The organism is Halanaerobium sehlinense, from assembly GCF_055379485.1.
The window spans coordinates 2344430-2370101 of record NZ_AP042442.1 but is presented as its reverse complement, the minus strand read 5'-3'; the positions used below and the strand labels follow the sequence as shown (position 1 = coordinate 2370101).

The following is a 25672-nucleotide window of genomic DNA, read 5'->3' as shown; positions in this document are numbered from 1 at the left end:
ATTCGACATAAGCTGACAGGTTCACGGTGCGTGTTCCTTAGAGCAGATCATTTTTTATCTGCTTATAGATTGCTTCAGATCTTCTGCTTTGATCCATAGAATTATAGATAATTTCAGGATAGCCTCTTTTTTTGATTATATCCATGCTTTCTTTAAAATTTATATCATAAAGCCAGCCGAGCTGCATGGCTTTTAAATCATTAATGGTCTGAAGCTTATCATAATTTATGGCTTCTTTATTTAATACTTTTTTGTAGATCTGATCACTTATTTTAGAAGATTCAGCTAACTTATTAATATAATCTTTCTGACTGCCCTTTTTAAATCTTTCCACAAAAATATTGAAGATATCAAGTTTATCAGCATCTCTAATCAATTTTGCAAAAAACAATTCCTTTTCATTATTGAAATTGTTTTCATTTAAACTTGCCTGATTGTGTTCTTTAATTGCCTGGTAGATAATCTGCTGTTCGGATGGGGCTAAATCTTGAAGTAATTTCTGTTCTTTAAGTAGTTCGACTCCAAGCAGGCCGTGGTCTTCAGATTTATAGTCAGAAAAAGTTTTATATTTTTTGTACTGCTCAAAACGACCGATATCATGTAATAGAGCTATTATTTTAGCCAGATATTCTTCAGCTTCAGTTAAGTTCATTCTGGAAACTATTTCTTCCATATTTTTAACAACTCGATAGCTGTGATCTATTTTTAAATTTATATTTTTTTGATCTTCATTTTTTTTAAGCTGAAATTCTGCTGTGTAGGAATCAAAAAACTTCAGCAGTTTAAAATATTTACTTTTCATTATTTAAAGCCTCCTTTGTTCTCTATCTTATATTATATTTGAAATTTTAAAATTTGTAAATTATAGTTAATTTAAACAAGTAAAATCATTAAAATAAAGGATATTCATTAAAAATAGTGAATAATATTAATAATAAGACACCTTAAATTAAAAAGCAGCTAAATATTAATCAATAAAATATAGATTGGAGTAAAGGGTATATGAACAGGCTATTTAATAAATTAAAAAATATTTTTGGAATTATCATTATTTTGATCATCCTCGCTTCTTACTTTGGGGTCTACATTCCTTTAAAAGCAGAATTAGAAGACTCACTGCACAGTGGTTTTAAGGCAGTGATATCTAATTCAGAAATTATCTTAGAAAATCATATAAACAGAGCGGTTGAAGATGCAGAAGGCCTGGCAAGCAGGACCATGATTGCTGCTGAAATAGAAAGATATAATGCAGGCGAGATTAGTTTTGCTGAGCTGCAGCAGTATACTCAGCCTAAATACGAGCAGGGAGCAGCAGTTTATAAACACCTACTGGCTGCATATAGGTTTGTTGACAACAGGCTGTTGGCCAGTTATGGCAGAAAACATAGCTGGTTTTTGGATGAGATCAATCTGCAGGAGGATGAAAATAATAATTTGATTATTACTGATGACCAAAACTATATTATTGCTCAGGCTCCAGTGATAAATCAAGAAGCTAAGATCATCGGTAGAGATTATATAATTTATGATTTAACCGAAATTATTTTAGAGTTAAAAGCGTTAAATTCAGAAGAAATTAATTATAATATTTTGAGCGGAAAAACAGAACTGGAAAGTGGTATTCATTCTGGTCAAGTTATTGAACTGAGGGAGCTGAATAATACAGGTTATTTTTTGAAAGCGGAAACTTCAGCTTCTCTAATTTACGATACTATCAGCAGGATTTCATATAAGATCATGCTGATTATTTTTGCAACCATAATCATTATTTCATTTTTGGTAATAAAAATTTTACATGATGCTTCTGAAAATGTAGTTAATAATCTTAAGGAAGAGCTCAAAGAAAAAACAATCTTGTCAGAAACTGATAAGATGCTTGGGATTTATAATAGAGCTAAGTTCAATAAAGAATTAAAAAGAGAAATGGACAGGGCTCAGAGGTATTATAGTGATTTAGCCTTAATTATGATTGATATTGATTATTTTAAAGAATTCAATGATAATTACGGCCATCAGGTTGGTGATCGAATTTTGAAAAAAATAGTGGCAATAATTAAGCAAAAAATTAGAAAACATGATATTTTAGCCCGTTATGGTGGAGACGAATTTATGCTGATCTGTCCGGAAACAACTTTAGGAGAAGCAGAAAAACTTGCTCAAAGATTAAATATAGCGATTGATGATTATAACTGTGGGCAGAATAATGATTTAAGCTGCAGTTTTGGAGTTGCAGAATTTAAGATTTTTAAGGATGAAGAGGAGGATTTAATCAGTCGAGCAGATCAGGCTTTATATAAGGCAAAAGAAAATGGTAGAAACAGAGTCTGTAGAAATAATAGTTAGTAATACGATACAGACAGGATATGGGGGGCTGAAATGTTTAAATTAAAAGAGGAATTTAAAGTGGTTTTAATCTATTTAATTTTAGGTTTGGCCTGGATTTATTTTTCAGATATGCTGCTGGCAGCTCTTGTTAATGATGGTTTTCAGCTGAGCCAGCTGCAGACCTATAAAGGGGTTTTCTATGTTTTAATTACTGCAGTTATATTTTATTTATTATTCAAGAAATATCTTAATAACTTGCGGCGCCAGAAGCAGAAACTTGAGGCTAAAAATAAAAAGCTGCTGCAGTATAATAAGGAAATTGAAGCTGTAAATCAGGAGCTTGATTATTCATTTAAATCTTTAGATGAGCTTAATAGAAGATTTGTTAAAATGATTAATTCTGTTTCCAGTTTAAATGAAAAATCAAATCTCGATGAAGAAGACTTTCTCGCAGATCTACTGGATAATATTATTGAAATAGTTCCAGAAGCTGATTATGGGAAAATCTATATTATTGAAGATGGAAGCTGTAGAATTATAAATGCGGTTGGCCATGATATCGAGGCTTTAAATAAGACAAAAATTAATGAGGGAAATCTGGCTGATTTAGACAGTGAAGGTGTTAATTTCTCAAAGGATTATTCAGTTAAGATTGAAAATTTAGCTGACGAAAAAAGGAAGATTTTAGAATCTGCGCTAAAGAAAATTAAAGAATCAATCTATATTGATATCAAAATTAAAGACAGAGTTGTTGGCAGAATTTCTTTAGATATAGCAGCAGGAAGTAAGGAAAGTTTCAGCAAGAGTACAACAAATATTTTAGAATCATTTTCAACTCTAGCCTCTTCCTTTTTTGCTTATAAGCGCTATGACAGGCTGCAGGGTAAATTTACCAAAGAACTAATTTCCTCTATTATTAAAATCTTAGAGATTTATGATGTCTATACTAAAGGTCATTCGGAAAATGTTGCTAATTTGTCAATGCTGATTGCAAAAGAGATGGGCTTGTCTGAAGAAACAGCTCTGGATACTTACTGGGCTGGGATGGTCCATGACATTGGCAAATTGCTGGTGCCAGTTCAAATTTTAAATAAAACTTCTAGATTGGAAGAATTTGAATATGAGGTCATAAAAAAACATCCAGTCTGGAGCAGTGAGGCACTTTCAGGTTCCGAAACTTTAAAGCATATTGCAAAGTATGTACTTTATCATCATGAGCGCTGGGATGGTTCCGGTTATCCTGAGGGCCTGGCAGCCGAAGATATTCCTTTGGTCTCACAGATTATTGCAGTTGCTGATGCCTGGGATGCAATGACCTCAAATCGTTCTTATAGAAATTCTCTTTCTCAAACAGAAGCACTGAGAGAAATTAGGGAAAACAAAGACAGTCAATTTTCACCCAGAGCTGCTGCAGCATTTTTACGAGTGATTGAAAAGAAAGAGCTGGATATCAAGCAGGAAGTTTTAGCTGAATTTGAAGCCGTAGAAGATGGAAAATTGAAATTTGATAATAGAAATCATTTTGAAGCTTTATTTAGAATGGCTAAAGAAGGAATGGTAATTTTAGATGAAGATTTTAGAATAAAAAAGGTTAACCAATATTTTCTTGACTTTTTTGGTTATCATAAAAGTGAAGTTTTAGGCAAAAAGATTGGTAATGTTTTGGTGCCGGCTGAAAAAATGGATGAGCTAGAAGCTAACATTAAAAAAGTAAGCCATAATAATGAGGTTAATTTAAGAACCTACAGAAAGCGTAAAGATGGTAAAAGGATTGATGTTGAGATCCAGGCTTTCCCACTGGATTTGGGAGAACGAGGAGTAGAGTATTATTTAATTTATAGGGATATTACTGAATTGGAAACTGTTAGAAATAAATATAAGAATTATAAAGGCCGTTACGAATCTTTTTTTGAAAATGATACCATAGTAATGTTGATTATTGATCCTGAAAGTGGAGAAATTATTGATGCCAATCCGGCAGCAGCTGATTTTTACGGCTGGAGCAGGAATGAATTGACTAAAATGAATATTTCAGAAATTAATCAACTTTCTGCAGCCGAAGTTAAAGCAGAGATGGATTCAGCCAGAAAACAAAAGAAGAAGTTTTTTAACTTTGTCCATCAAACCTGTCAGGGGATCAATAAAGATGTAGAAGTTTACTCACAGCCAATCAATTTTGGAGATCGGGATTTGCTTTATTCAATTATTCATGAAAAAATGGAAAGTAAAATAAAGAGATAATTATCTCTTTTAAGATAAATTTAAAACAATTTATTATTATAGTTATTAGAGGGGAATGGTAATAAATGCAGGAAAAAAAGCAGACTTTTTGGCAGCTCTATAAATCAAAACCACTTGTTTTGAGAATAGGAATTGCCTTTATTTTAGGATCACTTTTGGGGTTGTTTTTAGGAGAATCAGTACTTGTTATAGAACCGCTGGGAACACTTTTTATAAAATTATTGAAGATGATTGTAATTCCAATTGTTTTTTTAACTTTGGTTGCGGGTATGAGGAGTTTAACTCCTTCTAAACTTGGTAGAGTCGGTGGTCAAACAGTTGCTCTGTATCTAATTACTACAGCAGTGGCAATTGTTATTGGTCTAATTACAGCCAATATTATTGCACCAGGAATTGGACTTACTCTGCCTTTAGAAGCAGAGATAATGACTAAAGAGGCACCATCATTAGCAGAAGTTTTCATGAATATAGTACCTGCTAATCCGTTTTCAGCCTTTGCTGAAGGCAATGTGCTGCAGACAATATTTATTGCTATCGTCTTTGGACTGGCCCTGGCAGTTTTGCAGGAAAAAGCCGAGGGCAGTGTTAAAGATGGAGTAGAAAGCATTTTCAATATTGTTGAAGCGGGTGCAGAAGCAATGTTTAAAGTAGTTTGGGGAGTTATGGAGTATGGAGTTATTGGTGTTTTTGCTCTGATGGCCTCGGTTTTTGCCAAAACAGGAATTAATGCTTTAATGCCTTTTGCTAAATTAATTTTAAGTCTATTTATAGCAGTAATTGTTCATATTGCTCTTACCCACCTTTTAGTTATCGTTAAGCTTTTATTAAAACAGAAGCCGACAAGTTTTTTAGCCGGTGTCAAAGATGCAATGATTACTGCACTTAGTATCAGGTCAAGCAGTGGTACTCTTCCAGTTTCGATGGCTAATGCAGAAGATAATCTCTGTATTGACGAAGAAATTTACAGCTTCACTCTGCCCTTAGGTGCCACAATTAATATGGATGGAACGGCAATGTACCAGGGGGTAGCAGCTGTTTTTGCAGCGAATTTAATTGGGCAGAGTCTGACTATTGCCCAGCAGGCAACAATTGTTGTTACAGCAGTTTTAGCAAGTATTGGAACTGCAGGTGTTCCAGGTAGTGGTTTAATTATGTTAACTCTTGTTTTAACCCAATTGGGATTACCGCTTTCTGTTGTTGGCTTTGTTGCAGGTATTGATCCGATCTTGGATAGATTTAGGACCGTCAATAATGTTACCGGTGACCTTGCTGTTACAGCTTTAGTCGCAAAGTGGAATGATGCTATTGATTTCAGCAGAGGAAGCTGGAAAAAGTAGAGGGGGATGCAGCTTGACTCAAAAATATTACAGAGAGAAAATAGACAAGGTAGTCAAAGATCTTGAAACGAATTTACAGCAGGGCCTTAGTCAAAATGCTGCAGCTGCTAAGAAAGAAAAATATGGTCCAAATAAGCTTAAAGAAGCTAAGGGAGTTTCTTTCTGGCAGATTCTATTAAACCAGCTCCAGGATCTAATAATTATCATTTTAATAATTGCAGGCGGATTGGCCTTCTTAATTGGCGATAATTTAGAAGGCTTTGCTATTTTGGCTGTTATTGTTTTTAATACTATTATTGGTTTTGTCACAGAATACCAGGCTCAAAAAGCGGTTGCCTCTTTAAAAAATGTTTTGAGCAAAAAAGCAGTAGTCCTTCGCTCCGGTCAAAAAGAAGAAATAATAGCTGAGGAGCTGGTTCCAGGTGATATCATCTTTATCGAAGAAGGTGATCAGATTCCTGCTGATGCCAGGCTTTTTGAAAGCAATAATTTAACTGTTAATGAAGCTTCTTTAACAGGAGAATCTGAGAGTGTCAGCAAAGATGCTGAAGCAGAATTTAATGAGGAAAAGACTCTGGCAGAAAGAAAAAATATGGTTTATATGGGAACAACAGCAGCGCGAGGTAAGGCTAAAGCAGTTGTTACTGCTACTGCTGCTGCAACTGAAATTGGTAAAATCGGAGCTATGCTCGATCAAACGAAAGAGGGTAAAACACCGCTTGAAAAGAGACTGGATCGTTTAGGTAAATCTCTAGTCAAAATAACTCTGGTTGTGATAGCAATTTTAACCGGACTTGGAATAGTAATGGGCAGACCAGCCTATGAAACTGTAAAAACAGGAATTGCACTTGCAATCGCGGCTGTACCTGAAGGGCTGCCGATTATTGCTACGATTACTCTTGCTATTGGAATGCAGAAGATGGTTAAACATCAGGCTCTGGTCAGAGAGCTCTTAGCAGTTGAAACACTGGGTTCAGTTACTACAATCTGTACTGATAAAACAGGTACCATTACTGAAAACCAGATGACCTTGAAAAAAATATACCTTAATGACCAGGAAATAGAGATTAGTGGGACCGGTTATCAGCCCGAGGGGGAATTTTTTCTTGCTGGTAGTAAAGTTGAGTTAAATGAGGCAGCTGATTTAAAGCTGACCCTTAAAGCCGCTCTGCTCTGTACATCAGCTGAACTAAAAGAGGAAAATGAAACTTACACAGTTCTTGGTGAAGCAACAGAAGGAGCTCTTTTAACAGCCGGCAGAAAAGCTGGGTTTTCTAAGAAAAGTTTAAAAGAAGAGGGGTATCAGAAATTAGCTGAGATTCCCTTCAATTCAGATAAGATGTACATGGCTGTCAGTTATGCAATACCTGAGGGGGAAAATCACCTCTATTTAAAGGGCTCCCCTGAAGTGGTGCTTGAGAAGTGTGATTCTATCTTAATAAATGGTCAAAAAGAGGAATTAACTCAGTCTAAAATAGAAGATATTCAAAATCAGAATAAAAAAATGGGAGAAGAAGGACTCCGTATTCTTGGAGTTGCCTATAAGGAAGGAGAAAGTTTTGATTCCGAAGATAAATTAGAGGATGAAATTAAAGAATCACTAACTTTTCTGGCTTTGACAGCTATTATTGATCCACCGCGAGAATCAGTTAAAAAAGCAATTGCAGATACCAAAAAAGCTGGAATTAAAACTAAAATGATTACTGGAGATCAGATGGATACTGCGGCAGCTATTGCTAAAATGGTAGGAATAGCTGATAGTGATAATGTGGTCAGCGGTCAGCAGATTTCAAGAGCCTCCAATTCTGAGTTGAAAGATCTGATCAAAAACAACTCTGTTTTTTCACGGGTAACTCCTGAAAATAAACTCCAAATCATTAATGTCTTAAATGAAGAAAATGAAATTACAGCAATGACGGGAGATGGAGTAAATGATGCTCCGGCTCTGAAGAAAGCTGATATTGGTGTTTCAATGGGCAAAAGAGGTACTTCAGTTGCCAGAGAGGCTTCAGATATGGTTCTTTTAGATGATGATTTTGCCACAATAGTTACTGCTGTAAGAGAGGGAAGAGTCATTTTTGACAACATTCAAAAGTTTATTTATTATCTTTTCTCCAACAATTTAAGTAAAATAATTTATATTTTTCTTGGTATAATTTTCAATTTACCTCTGCCTTTAGTGGCGATGCAGATTCTCTGGATTAATGTAGTGATTGATGTTTTTCCAGCTTTATCGCTGGCCTGGGAAGGTAAAGAAGATAATATTATGGAACGGGAAGCAAAAACTGAGCGAAACATAATGGACAGGTCTTTTAAAAAGAAGGTTGCTTTACACAGTCTGATTCTCGCAGCTGGCCCTATGCTGCTCTATATCTGGGCTTTAAATAGCGGTTATGATCTTGAAGTCAGCCGAACCCTAAGTTTCGCGGTTCTGGCCTTTATCCAACTGTTTCATATTTTTAATGCCCGCCGCAGTTCTGGAATAGCCTTTGATAAGACTGTCTGGAATAACAAATATCTCTGGCTTGCAGTTGCAGTTGGTTTTGTTCTGCAGCTGGCGGCAGTCTATTTTGCACCACTGCAGAATATACTTTCCACGGTTTCAATTGACGCTTCACTCTGGCTTCCAGCAGCGGCTGCAGTGGTTGTGCCAATGCTGATTATTCAAATCCATAACTGGCAAAGCTCTGATGCATGAGCTGGTTAGTTAAATATATTGATATGGTTATTATTAAATAAAAGTGCCCCTCAATTTTGAGGGGCCTCTTAGCAATTAGTTGAAATTCAATTCCATACTTTTAACCTTAACTCCACCAATCTCAGTTAGAGCAGCTTCTAATTCTGCAACTTCTTCCTGAGAACCAACCAGATCCAGGATAATCATTCCTTCTTCTTCACAGCTGCTGCTTTCGTGCATTCCCAAACGGGTAGAAATTAAACAGCCGTAATCAGTTAATACTTTTTGGACTTCAGGTGCAGCATCAGTTCTTTTGTCAATTAACACAGCCATAATTGTAGAATGTTTCACAATATCACTCCTCAATTTATTCTAGTTATTATCTTATTTCTCTATAGACAAAAAATATCCTTCTAAAAAATATTCGCAGATATTAATCGTCTATTTACGATTAACGATAATTTTGCTATAATAACAGCAGGAGGGATTAATTATGACAGATAAGGAACTAGAAATAAAAGATAAGGTTAAGAAAAATTATACTAAAGTAGTAACTAAAGAAGAAAATAGCTGTGGCTGTGGTTCTTCCTGTTGTGGTGATTCAGAAAATGAAAAAGTGAAGGCAAAAGAACTGGCAGCAAAAATGGACTACAGCAGTGAAGAATTGGGATCGGCTTTTGCAGATGCAAATTATGGTCTTGGCTGTGGAAATCCAGGAGCTATCGCCAATTTGAAGGTAGGAGAAACTGTATTGGATTTAGGCTGTGGAGCCGGCTTTGATGTCTTTTTAGCTGCCAGAAAAGTTGGTGAAGACGGAAAAGTTATAGGTGTTGATATGACAGAAGCTATGATAGAGAAGGCAAAAGAAAATGCCTGCAAGAATAAAGTTGACAACGTAGAATTTATTTTGGGTGAAATCGAAGAGCTTCCACTCGCAGATAATAGTGTTGATGTGATAATTTCTAATTGTGTAATTAACCTCTCACCGGCTAAGCAAAAAGTCTTCTCAGAGGCAAAAAGAGTATTAAAAAATGGTGGGCGACTCGCAATTTCTGATATAATAAAGGAAGAAGAGTTTCCAGCAGCAGTTAAAGCTAACTTAGACAATTACAGCAGTTGTGTTACCGGAAGTATTACCAGACAAGAACTTTATTCAATTTTAGAGTCTTTAGAGTTTAAAAATATTAATATTGAAAGAAAAGAACACAGTGATGAAATAGTAGAAGATTGGATTTCTGGAATAAATATTAATAAGTATATTTATTCAGCCTATATTAGCGCCCAAAAATAATCTAAAAACCACTTTGATTTGAATTATCTAGGAGTCGGTTTACTAATTTTCTAATTTAGTATACAATTAAGTGTGTTGTTTGAAAAATTGGGAGTGAATATAATGATAAATGAAGGACGAAAGAAAAAAAGCAGCGAACAAAAATTAACTAAACTGGCTGATTTCGCCAGGGGTTTGAGCCATCCTCATCGTCTTAAAATTATAAAAATTTTGGCTGGATTGTCTGAGGAAAATAAATGTATGGTCAGCAGTATAGTTGACCAGCTTCCGATTGCACAGTCGACTGTTTCTCAGCATCTGAAAATATTAAAAGAAACAGGATGGATTGAAGGTAGAATTGATGGCCCGAGAGTTTGTTATTGTATAAAAGAAGATGTTTTTGCTAAATATAAAAGTGAACTTGAAGGGTTATTTAAGCTTTAAGAAATGTGAATATATAAATTAAATAGTTAATCTTAAAAAATATTATAAAGTAAGGGTGAAATAATGGCAGGTAATAAAAGATCTGAGATCAAAAAAGGTTTAAAGGTTAAGGTAGTTCAGAAGAAAGATCAAAAAAGTGGTGAACTCACAGAAGGAATAGTTAAAAGAATTTTAACTAATTCTGTGACTCATCCACATGGAATTAAAGTCATGCTGGAAAGTGGAAAAGTTGGCAGAGTTAAAGAAATAATAGGATAAGATTAATTGTCAGTGACCAGACTCTTTTTTAGAGTCTGGTTATTTTTTTGGTTTGCCTGGCATGAATATTTGCTAATCAGTGAAAGTCTGATGTGGGGGTTAATAGTGCCAACCACTAGCTGAAGACAAGGGTGTCCATCGTGAGGTGGAATCTGAAGGAAGTTGGAGGCAAAGCTTCGGTCTGAGGAATACGAACTGTATAAAAAGGCACAATTCTGTGGGTGAGTTTGCCAAACAAAACAAAGCCCAAAACTATTCAAGACAGGAAGTGTAAATACAGCAGATAGATGAAGTGAAAGTAAATATTCTTAACCAGGGAAGGTCTGACAGTAAATTGTGGCGATGAATTTCTAAGCAATAAACTCTGCAGTAATGTAAGAGCTGAACCGTCAGAATGCAGCAGAAGTCATAGTAGATTGGTGGATATATACACCAATTGAAGGATGAAACATTGGGAGGTTTCTTAGATTTGAATAACTCGACGGAAACACATAGAAAGCAGACAACTTCATATGAAGGCTGCTCTCAGGAGAGAAGGCTGGAAGCTGGAAGTAATGAGAGAGTGCAGAGTGTTTCTGCGGCGTTGCCGAATTTAGGAAACGATGAAAATGCAGACTCCAGTAATCTGATGGAAGAAATTCTAGCGGCTCCTAATCTAAATAAGGCACATAAAAGAGTCGTAAAGAACAAAGGTAGCCATGGTATTGATGGGATGAGTGTAGATGAACTTTTACCTCACCTTGAAAAAGATGGCAGTCAGCTTCTGAAAGATGTACTGGAAGGTAACTACAAACCACAGGCAGTAAGAAGAGTAGAAATACCTAAGCCTGGTGGTTGAGTAAGACTACTTGGTATTCCAACAGTAACAGATAGAATGATACAGCAGGCAATCACACAACAACTGACACCAATATTTGACCCAAGATTTTCAGAATACAGCTATGGATTCAGACCTGGAAGGAATGCACATCAGGCAGTAAATAAAGCTAAAGAATATATCAATGATGGTTACACATGGGTGGTCGATATCGACCTTGAAAAGTATTTTGATACTGTTCAACATGATAAACTGATGTCTTTAGTAGCCAGAAAAGTGCAGGATAAAAGGGTGCTGAAATTAATAAGAGCTTATCTTAACTCAGGAGTAATGATTGATGGTTTAATTAAGAAAACAGACGAAGGATGCCCGCAGGGCGGTCCTTTAAGTCCGCTGCTTAGTAACATTATGCTGGATGAACTGGATAAAGAACTGGAAAAACGCAATCATAAATTCTGTCGCTATGCTGACGATAGTCAGATCTATGTTAAAAGTAGAAAAGCGGCTAAAAGAGTTATGAACAGCTTAACTGTATTTATTGAAAAGAAATTAAAACTTAAAGTTAATGCAGTGAAAAGTGCAGTTGACAGACCCTGGAGAAGAAAATTCTTGGGGTTTTCATTCTACAGTAGGAAAGGTGAAGTAAGGGTTAGAGTCCACCCGAAATCAATCAAGAAAATTAAAGCAAAGATAAAAGAACTCACATCAAGAAGCAAGCCTTGGACGATGAAATATCGTTTTAAGAAATTAAAACAGACAATCACAGGCTGGGTCAGCTATTACAAAATAGCTGATATGAAAAGCAAGATGAGAGAGCTTGACCAGTGGGCAAGACGACGAATAAGAATGTGTTACTGGAAACGGTGGAAGAAAATTAAAACCCGTTTTAGGATGCTCAGAAAATTAGGTATTAAAGAGCCTAAAGCGTGGGAATATGCTAACACAAGAAAAGGCTACTGGAGAATATCCAATAGCCCTATACTTGCAAGAACCTTTACCAACCAATTCCTAAAGAAAGTGGGATATTTTAGTTTTACGGAAAGATATGCACAAGTAATTAATTCTTAATGAACCGCCCAGTACCGAACGTTACGCTGTGGTGGTGTGAGAGGACGGGGAATAAACTAATTATTTCCCTCCTACTCGATTTTAGATATATAAGTCTGATTAAATTTTCAAAGGGAAATATAAATAAAGAAAAACATAATTGATATAAAGGAATTTAAGGGCTGATGTCGAATTAGCTAGTATAATGTTAAAATATTTTTAATATTATAACAAATGGCGCAGGAGACTTAATTAAATTTGCGGAGGTGGTATTTAAAAAACACAGCTTTTGAGCTTAAGATCTATCAAAAAACAGGAGGGGTTATTTTGAAACTTAAAAATCAATTTATTAAAGCTTCAGTTTCTCTAATTGTCTTAGCTTTTTTGCTTTTGACTATTGCTTTTTCGGTTCAGGCACAGGAAGATTGGGAAGAAATAGTGGCTGCTGCTAAAGAAGAAGGGGAAGTTACAATTTATTCAACTACAAGTCGTGTTTATGATGCAGCAGAACTTTTTGAAGCTGAATATGGAATTGAAGTAGATGCGCATCGTTTAAGTGAAGTTGAATTAATCGAAAGAGTTAGAGCTGAATCTCAGACAGGCCAGCAAAATATTGATATTGTAATTATTGAAGATTTGACAACAATGCGTGAACTTTTAATTCGCCCTGGTCATCTGGTTAATTATATTCCACCAGAAGCCAAAGCAAATATTCCAGAAAAATACCATGAGCCTTTAGTTTTAGGTTATATTAATAGAATTTATGGGTACAATACCCAGGTCTATTATGAAGAACCAATTGGAAACATTTGGCAGTTTACCGATCCAGAATGGGCAGGACGTTTTATGATTCGTGACCCGCAAATTACCGGTGAACATTTAAACTATTTTTCTGAAATAGTAAGGCGCTCTGATGAAATGGCTGCTAGTTATGAAGAGTTTTATGGTGAACCTTTAGAAATGACCGAAGATAATGCAGGTTTAGAATTTATCAAGAGGCTGGCAGAAAATGACCCTGTGGTAATGGACAGTGATACTAGAATTTCTGAAGCAGTAGGTACTAGAGGTCAGGAAGACCCTCCTATAGGTTTTACCTATGTTTATTCAAAACATAGAGATATAGAGAATAAGAATCTAGCTTTAGATTATATGCGCAACATTGAACCTAATCTTGGCTATTATTACGGACTTTATGTCCAGCTTGCCAGTGAAGCACGGCATCCAAATGCAGCTAAGGTTTTAGCTAACTTCCTGGTTGGTCCAGAAGGATTTTCTCCCTGGGCTGATGACATTGGTGTCTACTCAATGAATAAAAATGTAGAATTCCATCCTTTAGATAAACCATGGGGCTACTGGGAAGAAAGATTATGGACCTATGATCCAGACTTTGCTGCCCAGCAGCGGGCAATTATTACTGATGTCTGGCAGAGAAGTATTCAGTAAAATTAATTAAATTATTAATCAAATAGCCCCATTTTTAATGAGTGGGGCTTTTTCTAAATCATTCTGCTGTGAGGTGAAGCTAACTTGAAGTTAAAATCGATGCTCAAAGATCTTCTCTGGAAAATTAAATTAAATTTAAATATGACAAACTTTTTTAGTGTGATTATTATCGGATTTTTGATTTATACTGTTTTATATCCCTTATACATTATGTTATATGAAACATTTTTGGTTCATCCAATGGAGCGTTTTCGGGTTGGAAAAGAAATAGGTTCTTTTACCTTTTTTCACTGGATTTATAACTTTTTTAGTGAGATGGCAGCAACTGCTTTTTATAAACCATTTCTCAATTCTTTAATCATTGCTTCAGCTATTTCTCTGCTGGCCCTGATCATTGGGGGTGTTTTAGCATTTTTAGTTGTTAGAACTAATATGCCTTTTAAAAAGTTAATATCAAATGCAGCCCTTATTCCCTATATTATGCCATCCTGGACACTTGCTTTAGCCTGGATGACAGTATTTAAAAATCCCAGAGTTGGAGGAACACCAGGTATTTTTCAGAGTCTAACAGGTTACATATTACCTAACTGGTTTTCTTTTGGTATTTTACCAATAATAATCTGTCTTTCACTGCATTATTTTCCCTTTGGTTTTATGCTCTTAGGTGGGGCTCTAAACAGGATTGATACCAGGCTGGAAGAGTCAGCTGAACTTTTGGGAGCAAGCAGGGCAACAATTATCAAGAAAATTATTATCCCGCTTTTAACACCAGTTATTTTTTCCACAATTCTTTTAACCTTCACCAGAGGATTAGGAACCTTTGGGGCTCCACATTTTTTGGGCGGACCGGTTAACTTTTATGTGCTTTCAACCAGACTGGAATCCAGCTTAGTTGGTCAGAGAGTTGGTTCAGCTTATATAGTTGCCTTTGTCATGATTGTGATGGGGATTTTAATTTTATATATGGACCAAAAAGTGATTGGAGCTCGTAAAAGTTTTGTCACAGTTTCTGGAAAGGGTGGAGACAGCAATAAAATCGATCTGGGTAAATACAGGAAGCTGATAGCTGTGCTGGCTTTAATTTTTGTAATTGCTAGTTCAGTAATTCCGATCAGTATTTTAGCTATTGACTCATTTATGCTGATTCCTGGCCATTATGAACTTTCAAATCTTTCGCTGCACAACTGGATTGGGGAAGCAACTCGAGAATTTGGGCTGGCAACAGGGGAAAAAGGGATTTTACTCAATTCAAGATTCCAGAGTGCGATGCTAAACACACTGCAGTTGGGATTTGTAACAGCAATTATAACTGGAATTATCGGTATTCTGGTTGGACATACTGTTGTTAGATTAAGAGGAAGTAAATTTGCTAATTTTCTAGACCAGCTTTCTTTTCTACCATATATGATTCCCAGTATTGCTTTTGGTTCAATTATTTTAGCTTTGTTTGCTGTACGGAGAGGACCGATTCCCAGCCTTTATGGAAGCTTTTGGCTTTTGGTTGTAGCCTGTGTGGTTAAATATTTACCCTATTCAACCAGAGCCGGAATTGGGGCTATGAGGCAGATTGGGCCAGAACTTGAGGAATCAGCGATTTTGTTTGGTGCTAACTGGTTTACCAGGATGAAAAGAATTATTTTTCCCTTACAGAAACATTCATTTTTCTCAGGTATGCTGCTCCCCTTTATTTCAGCTATGAGAGAACTGAGTCTTGTTGTTTTGCTTGTATCACCGGGAAATCAGGTAATTACTTCGATTACTGTAATGTATACCGAGCGCGGCTGGTATCCGATTGCCAATGGAGTAACTACTTTATTAATTTTAATTATAATAATGCTGGTTAGTTTAAGCCGCTTCCTGATGGGAACCGACTTATCTAAAGGACTAGGAGGCTAATAATGGCAGAAATAGAACTAAAAAATATAACAAAAAAATTCGGAGATGTAACTGCAGTTAAAGATCTTGATTTATCAATTGATGCTAAGGAATTTACAACTCTTTTAGGACCTTCAGGCTGTGGTAAATCAACTACACTGAGGATGATAGCCGGTTTAGAAAGGCCAACTGCCGGAGAAATCTGGATCAAAGGTGAGTGTGTTTATTCAAAAGAAAAAAATATTTATATTCCGCCTGGCAAAAGAAAACTGGGGATGGTATTCCAGAGTTATGCCCTCTGGCCCCATTTAACAGTTTTTGATAATATTGCTTTTGGTTTGCAGATAAATAATATGCCGGATATTAAAGAAAAAACAAAAAAGGTTGCCGAGATCCTTGCAATTGCAGACCTTTTAGAAAGATATCCAAATGAACTTTCTGGAGGCCAGCAGCAGCGGGTAGCTATTGCCAGAGTTTTAGTAATGGATTATGATATTCTGCTGCTTGATGAACCTTTATCTAACTTAGATGCTCAGTTAAGAATGGATATGCGGGCTGAATTAAAGCGGTTGCACAATGAACTAGATTCTACAATAATTTATGTAACCCATGACCAGCTGGAGGCTCTGACAATGTCGAGCAATATAGCGGTAATGAATTCCGGCCTGCTGCAGCAGTATGCTGGCCCGATGGCTGTCTACGATCAACCTGCTAATTTATTCACTGCGAAGTTTATTGGTAACCCGCCGATTAATTTATTTGAAGCAGAACTTAAAACTGAGGCAGATGCTAAAAAAGCAAAGGTATCTGAAAACCTAGAACTGGAGCTGGTTGATAAAAAATTTGCAGAGCTAAATGAAGGGGCAGAAATTAATATTGGTATTCGGCCGGAGGATATTGATATCAGACCAATTGCTGAAGTTACCAACCCCAAATATACTGGAGAAATTTATTCGGTTTTACCAGCTGGCTCTGAATGGTATTTTAAAGTAGTCTGGAAAGACAAAATAATTACTGTTTCCGAACATTCCGGTATGAATCTAGACCAGGATGATCAGGTAGCAATCAGTATTGAATCAAAATCGATAAAGCTGTTTAATGAACAGGGGATTTTAGTAAACTAGATTAATTAAAGTATATTCAAGTTATTTGAAAGATAGCTGCAAAAAAATTAAAAAATAGATAGATCAAATTATTGCCTGCAGCTTATTAATATGGGCAATTTTTTGATTTTTCACTAAGTTAATGTTGTAATCAGCACTAATTAATTATATTATTAATAGTGAAGTGTTAAAATAATTTAAATATTTAAAGAAAATCAAAGGAGAGATTTTTTAAGATGTTTGGTAAAATTAAAAGCTTTATTCAAAAATTTAAGGATAATAAGAGTTTTAGAGATGCTTCTAAAAAAATTGATGAGGGTTATTTTAAAGAGGCTGAAAAAATATTATTTGAGCTTAAAGACAGCTCTCACGTTGAAAAAGAAATGCTCTTTTTTAATCTAGCTGGAGCTTTAATTGGTCAGGATAAACTCAAAGAAGGAGAAAAATATCTACACAAAGCAATTGAGGTCGAAGCTGAGCAGGATTACATCTGGGCGACTTTAGCTGAGGTAAATGTTCTGCAGAGAAAATGGGATGAAGCTGAAAAAGCCATCAATAAGGCAATTGAACTGGAGCCAGAAAAGTCATTTTATGAGATCAAAAAAGAAGTTATCTGCGGCAGTGATGAGTTGAAAGAGGATTATCTAAAGCATTTTGCTCTGCTCAAAGAAGCAATTGAAGAACAGAAAAAAGAAAATTGGGAAAAGAGTGTAGAAATTTTAAAAGAAGCAGTCGAGCACTATGACCGCACCGGTTATGTCTATAATCAGATCGGAGCAATTTATAATAATAACCTGGGCAATAAAGAGCTGGCAGCACAGTTTTTCAAAAAAGCAATTGAAAAAGAACCTGATAATAAGGTTTTTCAGAAAAACTTGAAGCATGTTTTAAAGTAAATTCTAAACTTTGCTGAAAGAAAAAAATATCTATCAGGGCAGCGCGGAAGACTGCCGCTTGATAGATATTAAAATAAAGCAAATAATTTAGTTTAATTTTTATGATACTTATAAATGGACTGATATACCTTTTCTAGATCATATTTCTCAGCTGAAAAGATATATTCTGTATTTCCTAAAAAGAAATAGGAATCAGAGTTTAAAACTGAAAGAAACTTCTTTATCAGCTGGTCTTTCATTTCTTTAGTGAGATAAATAAAGAAATTACGGCTTAAAATTAAATCCCAGTTTCTATCAAATCTGCCGTTGATTAAATCCTTCTGCTCAAAATTGACCAACCTTTTAATATCATTACTTAATTGATAAAAATTATCTTTGGCAGAGTCTTCTGTAAAATATTTTCTCATCAGAGAATCTGAAACATTTTTAAGGGCATTTTCGCGGTAAAGGCCTTTTTTTGCTTTACTCAAAATTTCTGGATCCAGGTCACTGGCATAGATTTCAAAGCGGCTTGAACTCAGCCCAAGTTCTTTCAGTATGATTGCTAGAGTATAAGGCTCACAGCCGTTGGAACAGGGTGCACTCCAGATTCTTAACTTGTTTTTTTTCTGGATTAACTCCGGCAGAACATTTTTTTTTAGAAAGTCAAAACTTTCCGGATTACGGAAAAACTCCGAAGTGTTAATTGTAAAGTGGTTGAGGTATGCTTCTTTAAATTTGCTGTCACTTTCAATTAAATTAATACATTCTCTAAAATCCTCAACATCATATCTGCGCATTAAACTTTTAGTTCTTCTTTCAACCCGATCTAACTTGTAGCCGTCTAGGTCAATATTTAAAATTTCTTTTGCCTGGTCTTTAAATTCAGAAAAAGTTATACTCATATAATTTATCCCTCCACTATTTCTATTAATCTTGCTGCAATATCGTTAATATTTAAAATTTCATCGTAGGCACCTTTGGCTGCAGCTGCAGAAGGCATTCCGTAAACAAGGGCACTTTCTTTAGCTTCTATAATTCCGTAGGCACCACCTGTTGTCAGCTCTTCCATACCTGCTGCTCCATCGCGTCCCATTCCTGTTAAGATACAGGCTGTAATTCTTTCTGCATTAAAGTTTCTGGCTAAACTTTTCATCATATAATCTACAGAAGGTCTAACCCCATGTTCTTTATCATTTTGATTTAATTCAACTTTTCCCTTCTGATTGATTTCTAAGTGATAATCTCCAGGTGCTAAAAGACCTTTACCTTTTTCCAGTTTATCCCCTTTTTCAGCTTCTTTGATACTCAGGCCGGATACAGTATTTAAGCGTTCAGCCAGAGTTTTGGTAAAACCAGCCGGCATATGCTGAACAATAACAAAGGCTGCCGGGAAATTATCAGGAATGCCGCTCAAAAGTGTTGTCAGTGCTCTGGGACCACCAGAAGAGGTTCCAATCGCTATTATAGGAAATTCTTTAATCTGTTTATTGATTTGAACCGGTTTAGTTACTTTTTCCTTTTTGGACTGGTGAGCAGCCTTAAGCTTGCTGATTAATTCTTCTTTAATTGAGTCAATATTTAAAGAAATCGAACCTCCAGGTTTAGGAATAAAATCAAAGGCTCCCATATCTAAAGCCTTAAAAACAGTGTTGCTGTTGTCAAGGGCACTTACCATAATCACAGGTAAATCTGAATATTTTTCTTTTACAATTTTTAAGGTTTCAAGGCCGTTTAAAACAGGCATTTCGATATCAAGCATTAAAATATCAGCTTTGTTTTTGTCTAATTTATCGAGTAAGTTTTGACCGTTATAGGCTGTATCTATTACTGTAAGTTCAGAATCTGACTCAACTGTATCTGAAAATATTTTGCGCATAAAAGCTGAATCATCACAGATCATTACTTTTAGCATTTTGAAAGCCTCCTACTTTTCTTTTTTTAAAAATGAACATTTCTTCTAAATTAAATTTAAGTTCGTTATTTTATTTTAGTACTATTATTGCTATATTCTTTGAATCTAATAAAATACCTTTTAAAAAAGTTTCAAAATTCTTTTTAAGATGATACAATATTATTAATTAAACTAAAAATCTAATTTTGTGTAAACATTATTCTATCAAATTATTAATAAAAATAACAGGGAGGTTAATAATGAATCTAACTAACTGTCAGGAATGTGGTAAGGTTTTTGCTTCTGCAGGTTCAAAAGTTTGTCCTGACTGCAGGCAGAGTGAGGAAGAAAAATTTAAGCTGGTCAAGGATTATTTGTGGGATCATCCCAATTCCACAGTGCCGGCTGTATCTGAAGCAACTGGAGTTGAAGAAAAGACAATCATTAAATTTATCAAAGAGGACAGGCTGCAGAGCGAAGGACTAGATATTGATTATTCTTTAGAATGCAAAATCTGTGGTGTAGAAATAGAATCAGGTATTTACTGTGACAGCTGTCGAAACAAGCTGGTAAGTGATTTTAATTCTGATTCCAGTGAAAAAGAAGAAAAAAAAGAAAAGAAAAATGAAAAAATGTTTCTTAGTGATCGTTTCAAAAGAGACTAAGCTTCAGCCGCCTGCGAGATTGTCTTCTGCTCACATGGCGGTTTTTTTATATTTATTAACTTTAGTCTTAATTTGAGAGCAAATGAAAGATAATCATCTTTAATTGATTCAGAAAGGGTTCAAAGAGTCTAAATCAGACTTAATAAATCAAGGCTAACTGCGATAATAGTAATAGAAGCTAAAAAACTTAAGCTAAATTGGAGGGGAAAGCTGTGAAGATTAATAATATAAAAGCAGGTAAAATTGAACAGTATTATAATCAGTTAAAACAGAATCAGAAAAAAACTGTTGAAGGATCAAAAAATGATCAGATAAAAATTTCTTCGCAGGCTAAGGGGATTTTGACTGCAAAAGCTGAGTTAAAAAACAGACCTCAGGTTAGAACTGAAAAAGTTGAAGAATTAAAAGCGAAGCTAGAAAATGGTAACTATCAGATTGACAGCAAAAAAATTGCTGCAAAAATGTTAAAAAATATCAAGTAGGTGAAATAAATGCAAGCTGAGCTAAAAGAAAATTTAATCAAGCTTTTGAAAGAAGAAAAAGAACTTTACCAAAAACTTTTTGCGGTAGCTGAAGAAAAAAATGAGGCACTTTTAGAAAATGATACAGAAGCCTTGAGTAAAACTTTAGCAGCTGACCGGGAAGTAATAGAGAAGATAGAAGCAAAGGAAAAGGAAAGAAAAGAAATTATAAATAAAATAAAAGAAGAGTTTGATTTAAAACTTGAACATGATAAATATAGTGATTTTATCAAAGAACTTCCAGCTGACTGGGAAAAAGATTTAAAAAAGATTAGGGAAGAAATAATTGAGCTGACAGATGATTTTTACAGTTTAAACGATCAGAATCAGAAGCTGCTCAGCCAGGCCTTGGAAGTTAACACTTTTTCTATAGAAAGTATTTTAAAGAGCATCAAAGAAAATAAAAATACATACAGTAAAAAAGATAAAGACCAAAAAGAACAGCCGCGATTGTTAAATAAAAAGGTCTAAAGGTGGTTATATATAATGAATAACATATTCAGCGGTTTACATCTCGGTTTAAGAGCCTTAGAAACTCAGAGAAAATCACTCGATGTAACCGGACACAATATAGCAAATGCAAATAATGAAAACTATAATAAACAGCGGGCAGTACATAAAGCCTCTTATCCATATACAGCTCCTGGGCTTTCTAACCACGGTGGAGCTGGCCAGTTTGGAACGGGAGTTGAAATTGAAACTGTTGAGAGAGTTAAAGACCAGTTTATCAATTCTCAAATTTTCAATGAAACTCAAAGTGCAGGTTACTGGACTGAAATGCAGCGGGGATTAGAAAAGATAGAGTATATTTTTAATGAACCTTCTGACTCCGGAATAGATACAGCAATGAATCAGTTCTGGAATTCACTTCAGGATTTAAGCAACAACCCAGGTGACGACGCAGCAAGAAATATGGTAAGAGAAAATGCCTATAATTTGATTGATTCATTTCAGAGTGTGGAAAATCAACTGACAGATTATAAAGAGAGTATTAATAATAACTTATCCAATGCAGCTGATAATATAAATAATATAACTAAAAAAATTGCGGATTTAAACAAACAAATTGTTTCTGTAAAAGGTAGTGGACAGAGTCCGAATGATCTTTTAGATGAGAGAGGTGCACTTTACAAAGATCTTAGTGAAATAATAAATGTTCAGTCGCGAAAAGATTCAAGAGGTAATTTGGTTGTGTCAACTCAGGGCTTGCAGTTAGTTAACGGTTCAGATTCATATGAACTAAAAACTGAAGGTCATGCTGAGAATAGAAGCATTCCAGAAATGCAAGATAGGTTGATACATGAAAAAACTGGAAATGAAATAAATCCCAGCAGCGGGAAGATAGCTGCCTGGATGGATATTAGAGATAAAAAACTTGACTTTTATGCAGATAAGCTTAATAAATTAGCAGAAACAATGGTTAAAGAGTTTAATGAAAAGCATAAAGCTGGATACGATGCTGAAGGTAATGAGGGTGGGGAGTTTTTTAAATCAATTGATGATGAAGAGCGCAGTGCTATAGAACAGTTAGATTTAGCTCCAGCTATTAAAGATTTAGAAAATGGTTTGAAAAAAATTGCAGCTGGGAATAAAAATATTGATACATTTGTTGAGTTAGATACATTTAGTAATAATTTAGAAGGTAATTATCAAATTCAAGTCACAGAAAATGATGCTAACAGTGATCAGCTCGATATATTAATTACCAATTCTGATGGAGAAGAAGTTTATAAAAAAGAAGGAATTGATGCAGGCCAGAAACTTGAATTAAGTGTTGATTCTGATGGTTTAATCACTAATGATAGTATTCCTGGTTCTGACGATATAGATGATACTGATTTTACTTTAACAGTTAATAAAATAGGTAAGAGAGATATCAGTCTTGATAAGTCAATTGGTAATGGCGAAAATGCAAATGTAATGGCTGACTTATTTAACAAGGGTAATATAATAGGAAATACTTCAATTGAAGGATATTTCAGAACAATTATTACATCTGTGGGAGCAGAATCTTCAAGAGCTCAAAAGATGGTAAATAACCAGGAAGTTGTTTTAAAACAGCTTAACACTTTTGATAGAAGTATTTCTGGAGTGTCCCTTGACGAAGAAATGGCTAATTTAATTAAATATCAGCAGTCTTATGCGGCAGCAGCTAAATATATTAATAAAACAGAAGAATTACTTGATTCATTGATGACAATAGTATAAATTATAGGAGTTGACAGCAATGCGGGTTACAAATTCGATGATGGTTAGAAACATGTTAGACCATTTGAAAAAGAATATGGGAGATTTAAATGACTTAAATGAGCAGTTGAGTTCGGGTAAGTTATTTCAAATGCCTTCTGATGCGCCAATTAAAGTGGCAGATAGCATGAACTACAAATCCCAGTTAAATAGAAATTCACAGTTCCAGCGCAACTTAAATCAGGCTGAAAATTGGTTGAATACAACTGAAAGTGCTCTTAAGAGTGGAACTGAAGTAATGCAGAGAGCTAGGGAATTAACAATTTATGCTGCCAACGATTCGATGACGACTGATGACAGAAAAATGGTAGCTAAAGAGATGAAACAGTTAAGAGATGAGTTAATCGATATCTCTAATGCTAAACTTGGTGACAGCTATATTTTTTCTGGACAGAAAACTGGAGAAAAGCCATTTACACTTAATGGTGACGATACTGATCCAGATATTTACGTTGACTATCAGGGTGATAAAAATGGTGTTAAACGAAGATTAAATGAGAATGTTGAGATGGATGTTAGCTTGAATGGAGATGAAGTTTTTAAGGACAAAATTGATAAGCTCAATAAAATCTATAGACAATTAGAAAATAATATTTCTGGTGAAGATTTTAAAGGCGAAGATATTGGTGATAATCTTGGTGAACTGGGTAATCATATAAATGATTTTGTTGAAAAAAGATCAGAAATTGGTGGTAAGCTTCAGCGGACAGGAAATATTATTGATAGATTGGAAGCAAATGAAGTTCATTTAAGAGATTTAAAATCTAAAAATGAAGATGCTGATTTAGCAGAGGTAATTACAGAACTAAAGATGGAAGAAACAGTTTATCGTGCTTCTTTAGCTTCTGGCTCCAGAATTATGCAGCAGTCTTTAGTAGATTTTATTAGATAAATTTTAGTTGCTTTTATAACTATGGTTTTATAATCACCATAGTTGTAATGGTTACTAAAACACCGTTGCTGGCAACACTATCGGCCGAAGTGTTGCTGTGGAGGTGCTCATATAACCAAAACAAATTAGATTTAACTGGCAAGGATGCCAGTAACAACACAAAATTTCAAGGAGGAATAAATAATGAGAATTAATACGAATGTCGCCGCTTTAAACTCTTATAATCAATTAAACAAAACACAGGATAGGTTAAGTAAGTCTTTATCGAGATTGTCTTCAGGTAAAAGAATCAATGGTGCTTCTGATGATGCTGCCGGTCTTGCAATCAGTGAAAAAATGAAAGCACAGACTAGAGGACTTGCTCAAGCTCAAAGAAATGCTCAGGATGGTATTTCAATGATTCAGACTGCTGAGGGTGCTCTTAAAGAATCGCACTCAATTTTACAGAGAATGAGAGAGCTAGCAGTTCAATCAGCAAACGATACTAATACTCAAGCTGATAGAAATGAGATTTCCGAAGAAATCACACAATTAAATGGAGAATTAGATAGGATTGCGAAAACTACAGAGTTTAACACTCAGAAATTATTAAATGGTAATTTGGGTGGAAAAGTTGATACTGATACTGGAAACAGCACTATTTTTGGAACTGCTGGTGTAGCAGATGTAGAAACCAGTGGAGCTAGTTCTGGTACTTATTCACTTACTTCTTCAGCATCAGGTGATTTAACACTTTCAAATTCTGCTGGAACAGTAACACAAACAGTTACAACTCAAGATGGTGCACAAACAATTAACTTTAGTGAATTTGGAATTACAATTGATACTAATTCAGGGTATGTAAAAGATGCTGCTGCAGGCACAGATATTCAGGTTACTTCTGGTTCGGCTACTTTCCATATTGGAGCTAATGAAGGTCAGAATATTCAATTAAGCATTGGTAATATGAAGTCAGATGGAGATTTAGCTGTAGATGGAATTGATCTTACAACTCAAAGTGGTGCAAATGCAGCTATCACCACTCTAAATGATGCAATTGAAGTTGTTTCTTCAGAAAGATCAAAATTAGGTGCTTATCAAAATAGATTAGATCATACAATTAATAATTTAAGTGTTTCTGAAGAGAATCTAACAGCTGCTGAATCCAGAATCTCTGATGTAGACATGGCTAAAGAAATGATGAACTTTACTAAGTCACAGATCTTAAGCCAGGCTGGTACAGCTATGATGGCTCAGGCTAATCAGTTACCACAGGGAGTACTACAGTTACTCGGTTAATTTCTAAAAGAGGATAATATAGATATATACTAACAATCAAGCCGGCCGGTTTTCTGGCTGGCTTTTTTTAAAAGAAAGGGTGGAAGCTATTATGAAAGTAGATAGTGTTGAATCTCTTTCCAACCGTCAGATTCATAACAATAAAAGCAATAATCAAAACACTAGAGTTAATAGAAATGATAATAGTGATAGTAAGCCTGAATCTCTTCGAGAAAAAAAAGAATACTCCGAGCAAGACCTTGAAGATGAAGTCAGAGAATCAGTAAAAGATGTAAATGAAATAGTAGATAAAGTAAAAGAAGGGCTTTCCTTTCAAATTCATGAAGATACAGAAAAGATGATGGTTAAGGTAGTTGACTTAAATACAGATGAAGTAATTAAAGAACTGCCACCGGAAGAAATGCTTGATTTACAGGCTAGAATTCATAAAATGGTAGGAATCCTAATTGACGAGACGGTTTAG

The 25672-nt window shown here is 35.1% G+C and carries 22 protein-coding genes and 1 pseudogene; 19 read left to right on the top strand and 4 right to left on the bottom strand.

The window, feature by feature from the left end; translation table 11 throughout:
* Positions 1-37 precede the first annotated feature (37 nt).
* Positions 38-802, bottom strand: a complete 765-nt coding sequence (locus ACZ446_RS11600; protein ID WP_464392713.1) for an HD domain-containing protein — start codon at positions 800-802, stop codon at positions 38-40.
* A gap of 200 nt (positions 803-1002) precedes the next feature.
* Here ACZ446_RS11600 and ACZ446_RS11595 point away from each other — a divergent pair, with 200 nt between their 5' ends.
* From ACZ446_RS11595 to ACZ446_RS11580, 4 genes are all read left to right on the top strand, one after another.
* A complete protein-coding gene (locus ACZ446_RS11595; protein WP_464392712.1) occupies positions 1003-2343 on the top strand; it encodes a diguanylate cyclase in 1341 nt (446 codons plus the stop codon).
* A 33-nt stretch (positions 2344-2376) separates the two neighbouring features.
* On the top strand, positions 2377-4566 hold the full coding sequence (locus tag ACZ446_RS11590; protein ID WP_464392711.1) for an HD domain-containing phosphohydrolase: 2190 nt from the start codon (positions 2377-2379) through the stop codon (positions 4564-4566).
* A gap of 65 nt (positions 4567-4631) precedes the next feature.
* Positions 4632-5903: a dicarboxylate/amino acid:cation symporter gene (locus ACZ446_RS11585; protein WP_464392710.1), complete on the top strand. Its 1272-nt coding sequence runs from the start codon at positions 4632-4634 to the stop codon at positions 5901-5903.
* Positions 5872-8601 (top strand): cation-translocating P-type ATPase, encoded by a 2730-nt coding sequence (locus ACZ446_RS11580; protein WP_464392709.1) that lies wholly within the window; start codon positions 5872-5874, stop codon positions 8599-8601. The genes ACZ446_RS11585 and ACZ446_RS11580 overlap by 32 nt, the downstream gene beginning before the upstream one ends.
* A 75-nt stretch (positions 8602-8676) precedes the next feature.
* On the opposite strand, the gene ACZ446_RS11575 is transcribed toward ACZ446_RS11580, so the two are convergent.
* Complete coding sequence (locus ACZ446_RS11575; RefSeq protein ID WP_464392708.1) at positions 8677-8931, bottom strand: CPF_0552 family protein; 255 nt, start codon at positions 8929-8931, stop codon at positions 8677-8679.
* Between the two features lie 142 nt (positions 8932-9073).
* Between ACZ446_RS11575 and arsM the strand changes: the two genes are divergently transcribed.
* The 8 genes and pseudogenes from arsM (at position 9074) to ACZ446_RS11535 (ending at position 17733) form a co-directional block, all read left to right on the top strand.
* Positions 9074-9871 (top strand): arsenite methyltransferase, encoded by a 798-nt coding sequence (gene arsM / locus ACZ446_RS11570; protein WP_464392707.1) that lies wholly within the window; start codon positions 9074-9076, stop codon positions 9869-9871.
* Positions 9872-9973: 102 nt separating this feature from the next.
* Positions 9974-10294, top strand: a complete 321-nt coding sequence (locus ACZ446_RS11565) for an ArsR/SmtB family transcription factor (protein WP_464392706.1) — start codon at positions 9974-9976, stop codon at positions 10292-10294.
* A 63-nt stretch (positions 10295-10357) separates the two neighbouring features.
* A complete protein-coding gene (locus ACZ446_RS11560; RefSeq protein WP_464392705.1) occupies positions 10358-10552 on the top strand; it encodes a YwbE family protein in 195 nt (64 codons plus the stop codon).
* Positions 10553-11021: 469 nt separating this feature from the next.
* Positions 11022-12437: pseudogene (gene ltrA, locus ACZ446_RS11555) on the top strand (group II intron reverse transcriptase/maturase).
* A gap of 306 nt (positions 12438-12743) precedes the next feature.
* Positions 12744-13859, top strand: coding sequence for an ABC transporter substrate-binding protein (locus ACZ446_RS11550; protein ID WP_464392704.1), 1116 nt, complete (start codon positions 12744-12746; stop codon positions 13857-13859).
* A 99-nt stretch (positions 13860-13958) separates the two neighbouring features.
* A complete protein-coding gene (locus ACZ446_RS11545) occupies positions 13959-15755 on the top strand; it encodes an ABC transporter permease (RefSeq protein ID WP_464392703.1) in 1797 nt (598 codons plus the stop codon).
* Between the two features lie 2 nt (positions 15756-15757).
* On the top strand, positions 15758-16858 hold the full coding sequence (locus ACZ446_RS11540; RefSeq protein ID WP_464392702.1) for an ABC transporter ATP-binding protein: 1101 nt from the start codon (positions 15758-15760) through the stop codon (positions 16856-16858).
* 215 nt (positions 16859-17073) lie between these two features.
* Complete coding sequence (locus ACZ446_RS11535) at positions 17074-17733, top strand: tetratricopeptide repeat protein (RefSeq protein WP_464392701.1); 660 nt, start codon at positions 17074-17076, stop codon at positions 17731-17733.
* A gap of 92 nt (positions 17734-17825) precedes the next feature.
* Here ACZ446_RS11535 and ACZ446_RS11530 read toward each other — a convergent pair whose 3' ends face one another.
* Together ACZ446_RS11530 and ACZ446_RS11525 are read right to left on the bottom strand one after the other, a co-directional pair.
* Entirely contained in the window at positions 17826-18617 is a 792-nt protein-coding gene (locus tag ACZ446_RS11530; RefSeq protein WP_464392700.1) for a CheR family methyltransferase, read from the bottom strand.
* Between the two features lie 5 nt (positions 18618-18622).
* Complete coding sequence (locus ACZ446_RS11525) at positions 18623-19627, bottom strand: protein-glutamate methylesterase/protein-glutamine glutaminase (protein WP_464392699.1); 1005 nt, start codon at positions 19625-19627, stop codon at positions 18623-18625.
* Between the two features lie 239 nt (positions 19628-19866).
* Here ACZ446_RS11525 and ACZ446_RS11520 point away from each other — a divergent pair, with 239 nt between their 5' ends.
* The 7 genes from ACZ446_RS11520 to ACZ446_RS11490 all read left to right on the top strand — a co-directional run bounded on the left by ACZ446_RS11520 (position 19867) and on the right by ACZ446_RS11490 (position 25672).
* Complete coding sequence (locus ACZ446_RS11520) at positions 19867-20271, top strand: flagellar protein (RefSeq protein WP_464392698.1); 405 nt, start codon at positions 19867-19869, stop codon at positions 20269-20271.
* Between the two features lie 212 nt (positions 20272-20483).
* On the top strand, positions 20484-20753 hold the full coding sequence (gene flgM / locus ACZ446_RS11515; protein ID WP_464392697.1) for a flagellar biosynthesis anti-sigma factor FlgM: 270 nt from the start codon (positions 20484-20486) through the stop codon (positions 20751-20753).
* A 9-nt stretch (positions 20754-20762) separates the two neighbouring features.
* Positions 20763-21263, top strand: a complete 501-nt coding sequence (locus ACZ446_RS11510; protein ID WP_464392696.1) for a flagellar protein FlgN — start codon at positions 20763-20765, stop codon at positions 21261-21263.
* A gap of 15 nt (positions 21264-21278) precedes the next feature.
* On the top strand, positions 21279-23000 hold the full coding sequence (gene flgK, locus ACZ446_RS11505) for a flagellar hook-associated protein FlgK (protein ID WP_464392695.1): 1722 nt from the start codon (positions 21279-21281) through the stop codon (positions 22998-23000).
* Positions 23001-23019: 19 nt separating this feature from the next.
* Positions 23020-23931: a flagellar hook-associated protein FlgL gene (flgL, locus tag ACZ446_RS11500; protein WP_464392694.1), complete on the top strand. Its 912-nt coding sequence runs from the start codon at positions 23020-23022 to the stop codon at positions 23929-23931.
* A gap of 183 nt (positions 23932-24114) precedes the next feature.
* Entirely contained in the window at positions 24115-25209 is a 1095-nt protein-coding gene (locus ACZ446_RS11495) for a flagellin N-terminal helical domain-containing protein (RefSeq protein ID WP_464392693.1), read from the top strand.
* A 91-nt stretch (positions 25210-25300) separates the two neighbouring features.
* On the top strand, positions 25301-25672 hold the full coding sequence (locus ACZ446_RS11490; RefSeq protein ID WP_464392692.1) for a flagellar protein FlaG: 372 nt from the start codon (positions 25301-25303) through the stop codon (positions 25670-25672).

Bases quoted from the DNA above. Each gene is read 5' to 3' on its own strand.
- ACZ446_RS11495 (WP_464392693.1), top strand. From the start codon at position 24,115: ATGAGAATTAATACGAATGTCGCCGCTTTAAACTCTTATAATCAATTA.
- ACZ446_RS11530 (WP_464392700.1), bottom strand. From the start codon at position 18,617: ATGAGTATAACTTTTTCTGAATTTAAAGACCAGGCAAAAGAAATTTTA.
- ACZ446_RS11510 (WP_464392696.1), top strand. From the start codon at position 20,763: ATGCAAGCTGAGCTAAAAGAAAATTTAATCAAGCTTTTGAAAGAAGAA.
- arsM (WP_464392707.1), top strand. From the start codon at position 9,074: ATGACAGATAAGGAACTAGAAATAAAAGATAAGGTTAAGAAAAATTAT.
- ACZ446_RS11565 (WP_464392706.1), top strand. From the start codon at position 9,974: ATGATAAATGAAGGACGAAAGAAAAAAAGCAGCGAACAAAAATTAACT.
- ACZ446_RS11595 (WP_464392712.1), top strand. From the start codon at position 1,003: ATGAACAGGCTATTTAATAAATTAAAAAATATTTTTGGAATTATCATT.
- ACZ446_RS11525 (WP_464392699.1), bottom strand. From the start codon at position 19,627: ATGCTAAAAGTAATGATCTGTGATGATTCAGCTTTTATGCGCAAAATA.
- ACZ446_RS11560 (WP_464392705.1), top strand. From the start codon at position 10,358: ATGGCAGGTAATAAAAGATCTGAGATCAAAAAAGGTTTAAAGGTTAAG.
- ACZ446_RS11585 (WP_464392710.1), top strand. From the start codon at position 4,632: ATGCAGGAAAAAAAGCAGACTTTTTGGCAGCTCTATAAATCAAAACCA.
- ACZ446_RS11540 (WP_464392702.1), top strand. From the start codon at position 15,758: ATGGCAGAAATAGAACTAAAAAATATAACAAAAAAATTCGGAGATGTA.
- flgK (WP_464392695.1), top strand. From the start codon at position 21,279: ATGAATAACATATTCAGCGGTTTACATCTCGGTTTAAGAGCCTTAGAA.
- ACZ446_RS11520 (WP_464392698.1), top strand. From the start codon at position 19,867: ATGAATCTAACTAACTGTCAGGAATGTGGTAAGGTTTTTGCTTCTGCA.
- ACZ446_RS11490 (WP_464392692.1), top strand. From the start codon at position 25,301: ATGAAAGTAGATAGTGTTGAATCTCTTTCCAACCGTCAGATTCATAAC.
- flgL (WP_464392694.1), top strand. From the start codon at position 23,020: ATGCGGGTTACAAATTCGATGATGGTTAGAAACATGTTAGACCATTTG.
- ACZ446_RS11535 (WP_464392701.1), top strand. From the start codon at position 17,074: ATGTTTGGTAAAATTAAAAGCTTTATTCAAAAATTTAAGGATAATAAG.
- ACZ446_RS11545 (WP_464392703.1), top strand. From the start codon at position 13,959: ATGCTCAAAGATCTTCTCTGGAAAATTAAATTAAATTTAAATATGACA.
- ACZ446_RS11590 (WP_464392711.1), top strand. From the start codon at position 2,377: ATGTTTAAATTAAAAGAGGAATTTAAAGTGGTTTTAATCTATTTAATT.
- ACZ446_RS11600 (WP_464392713.1), bottom strand. From the start codon at position 802: ATGAAAAGTAAATATTTTAAACTGCTGAAGTTTTTTGATTCCTACACA.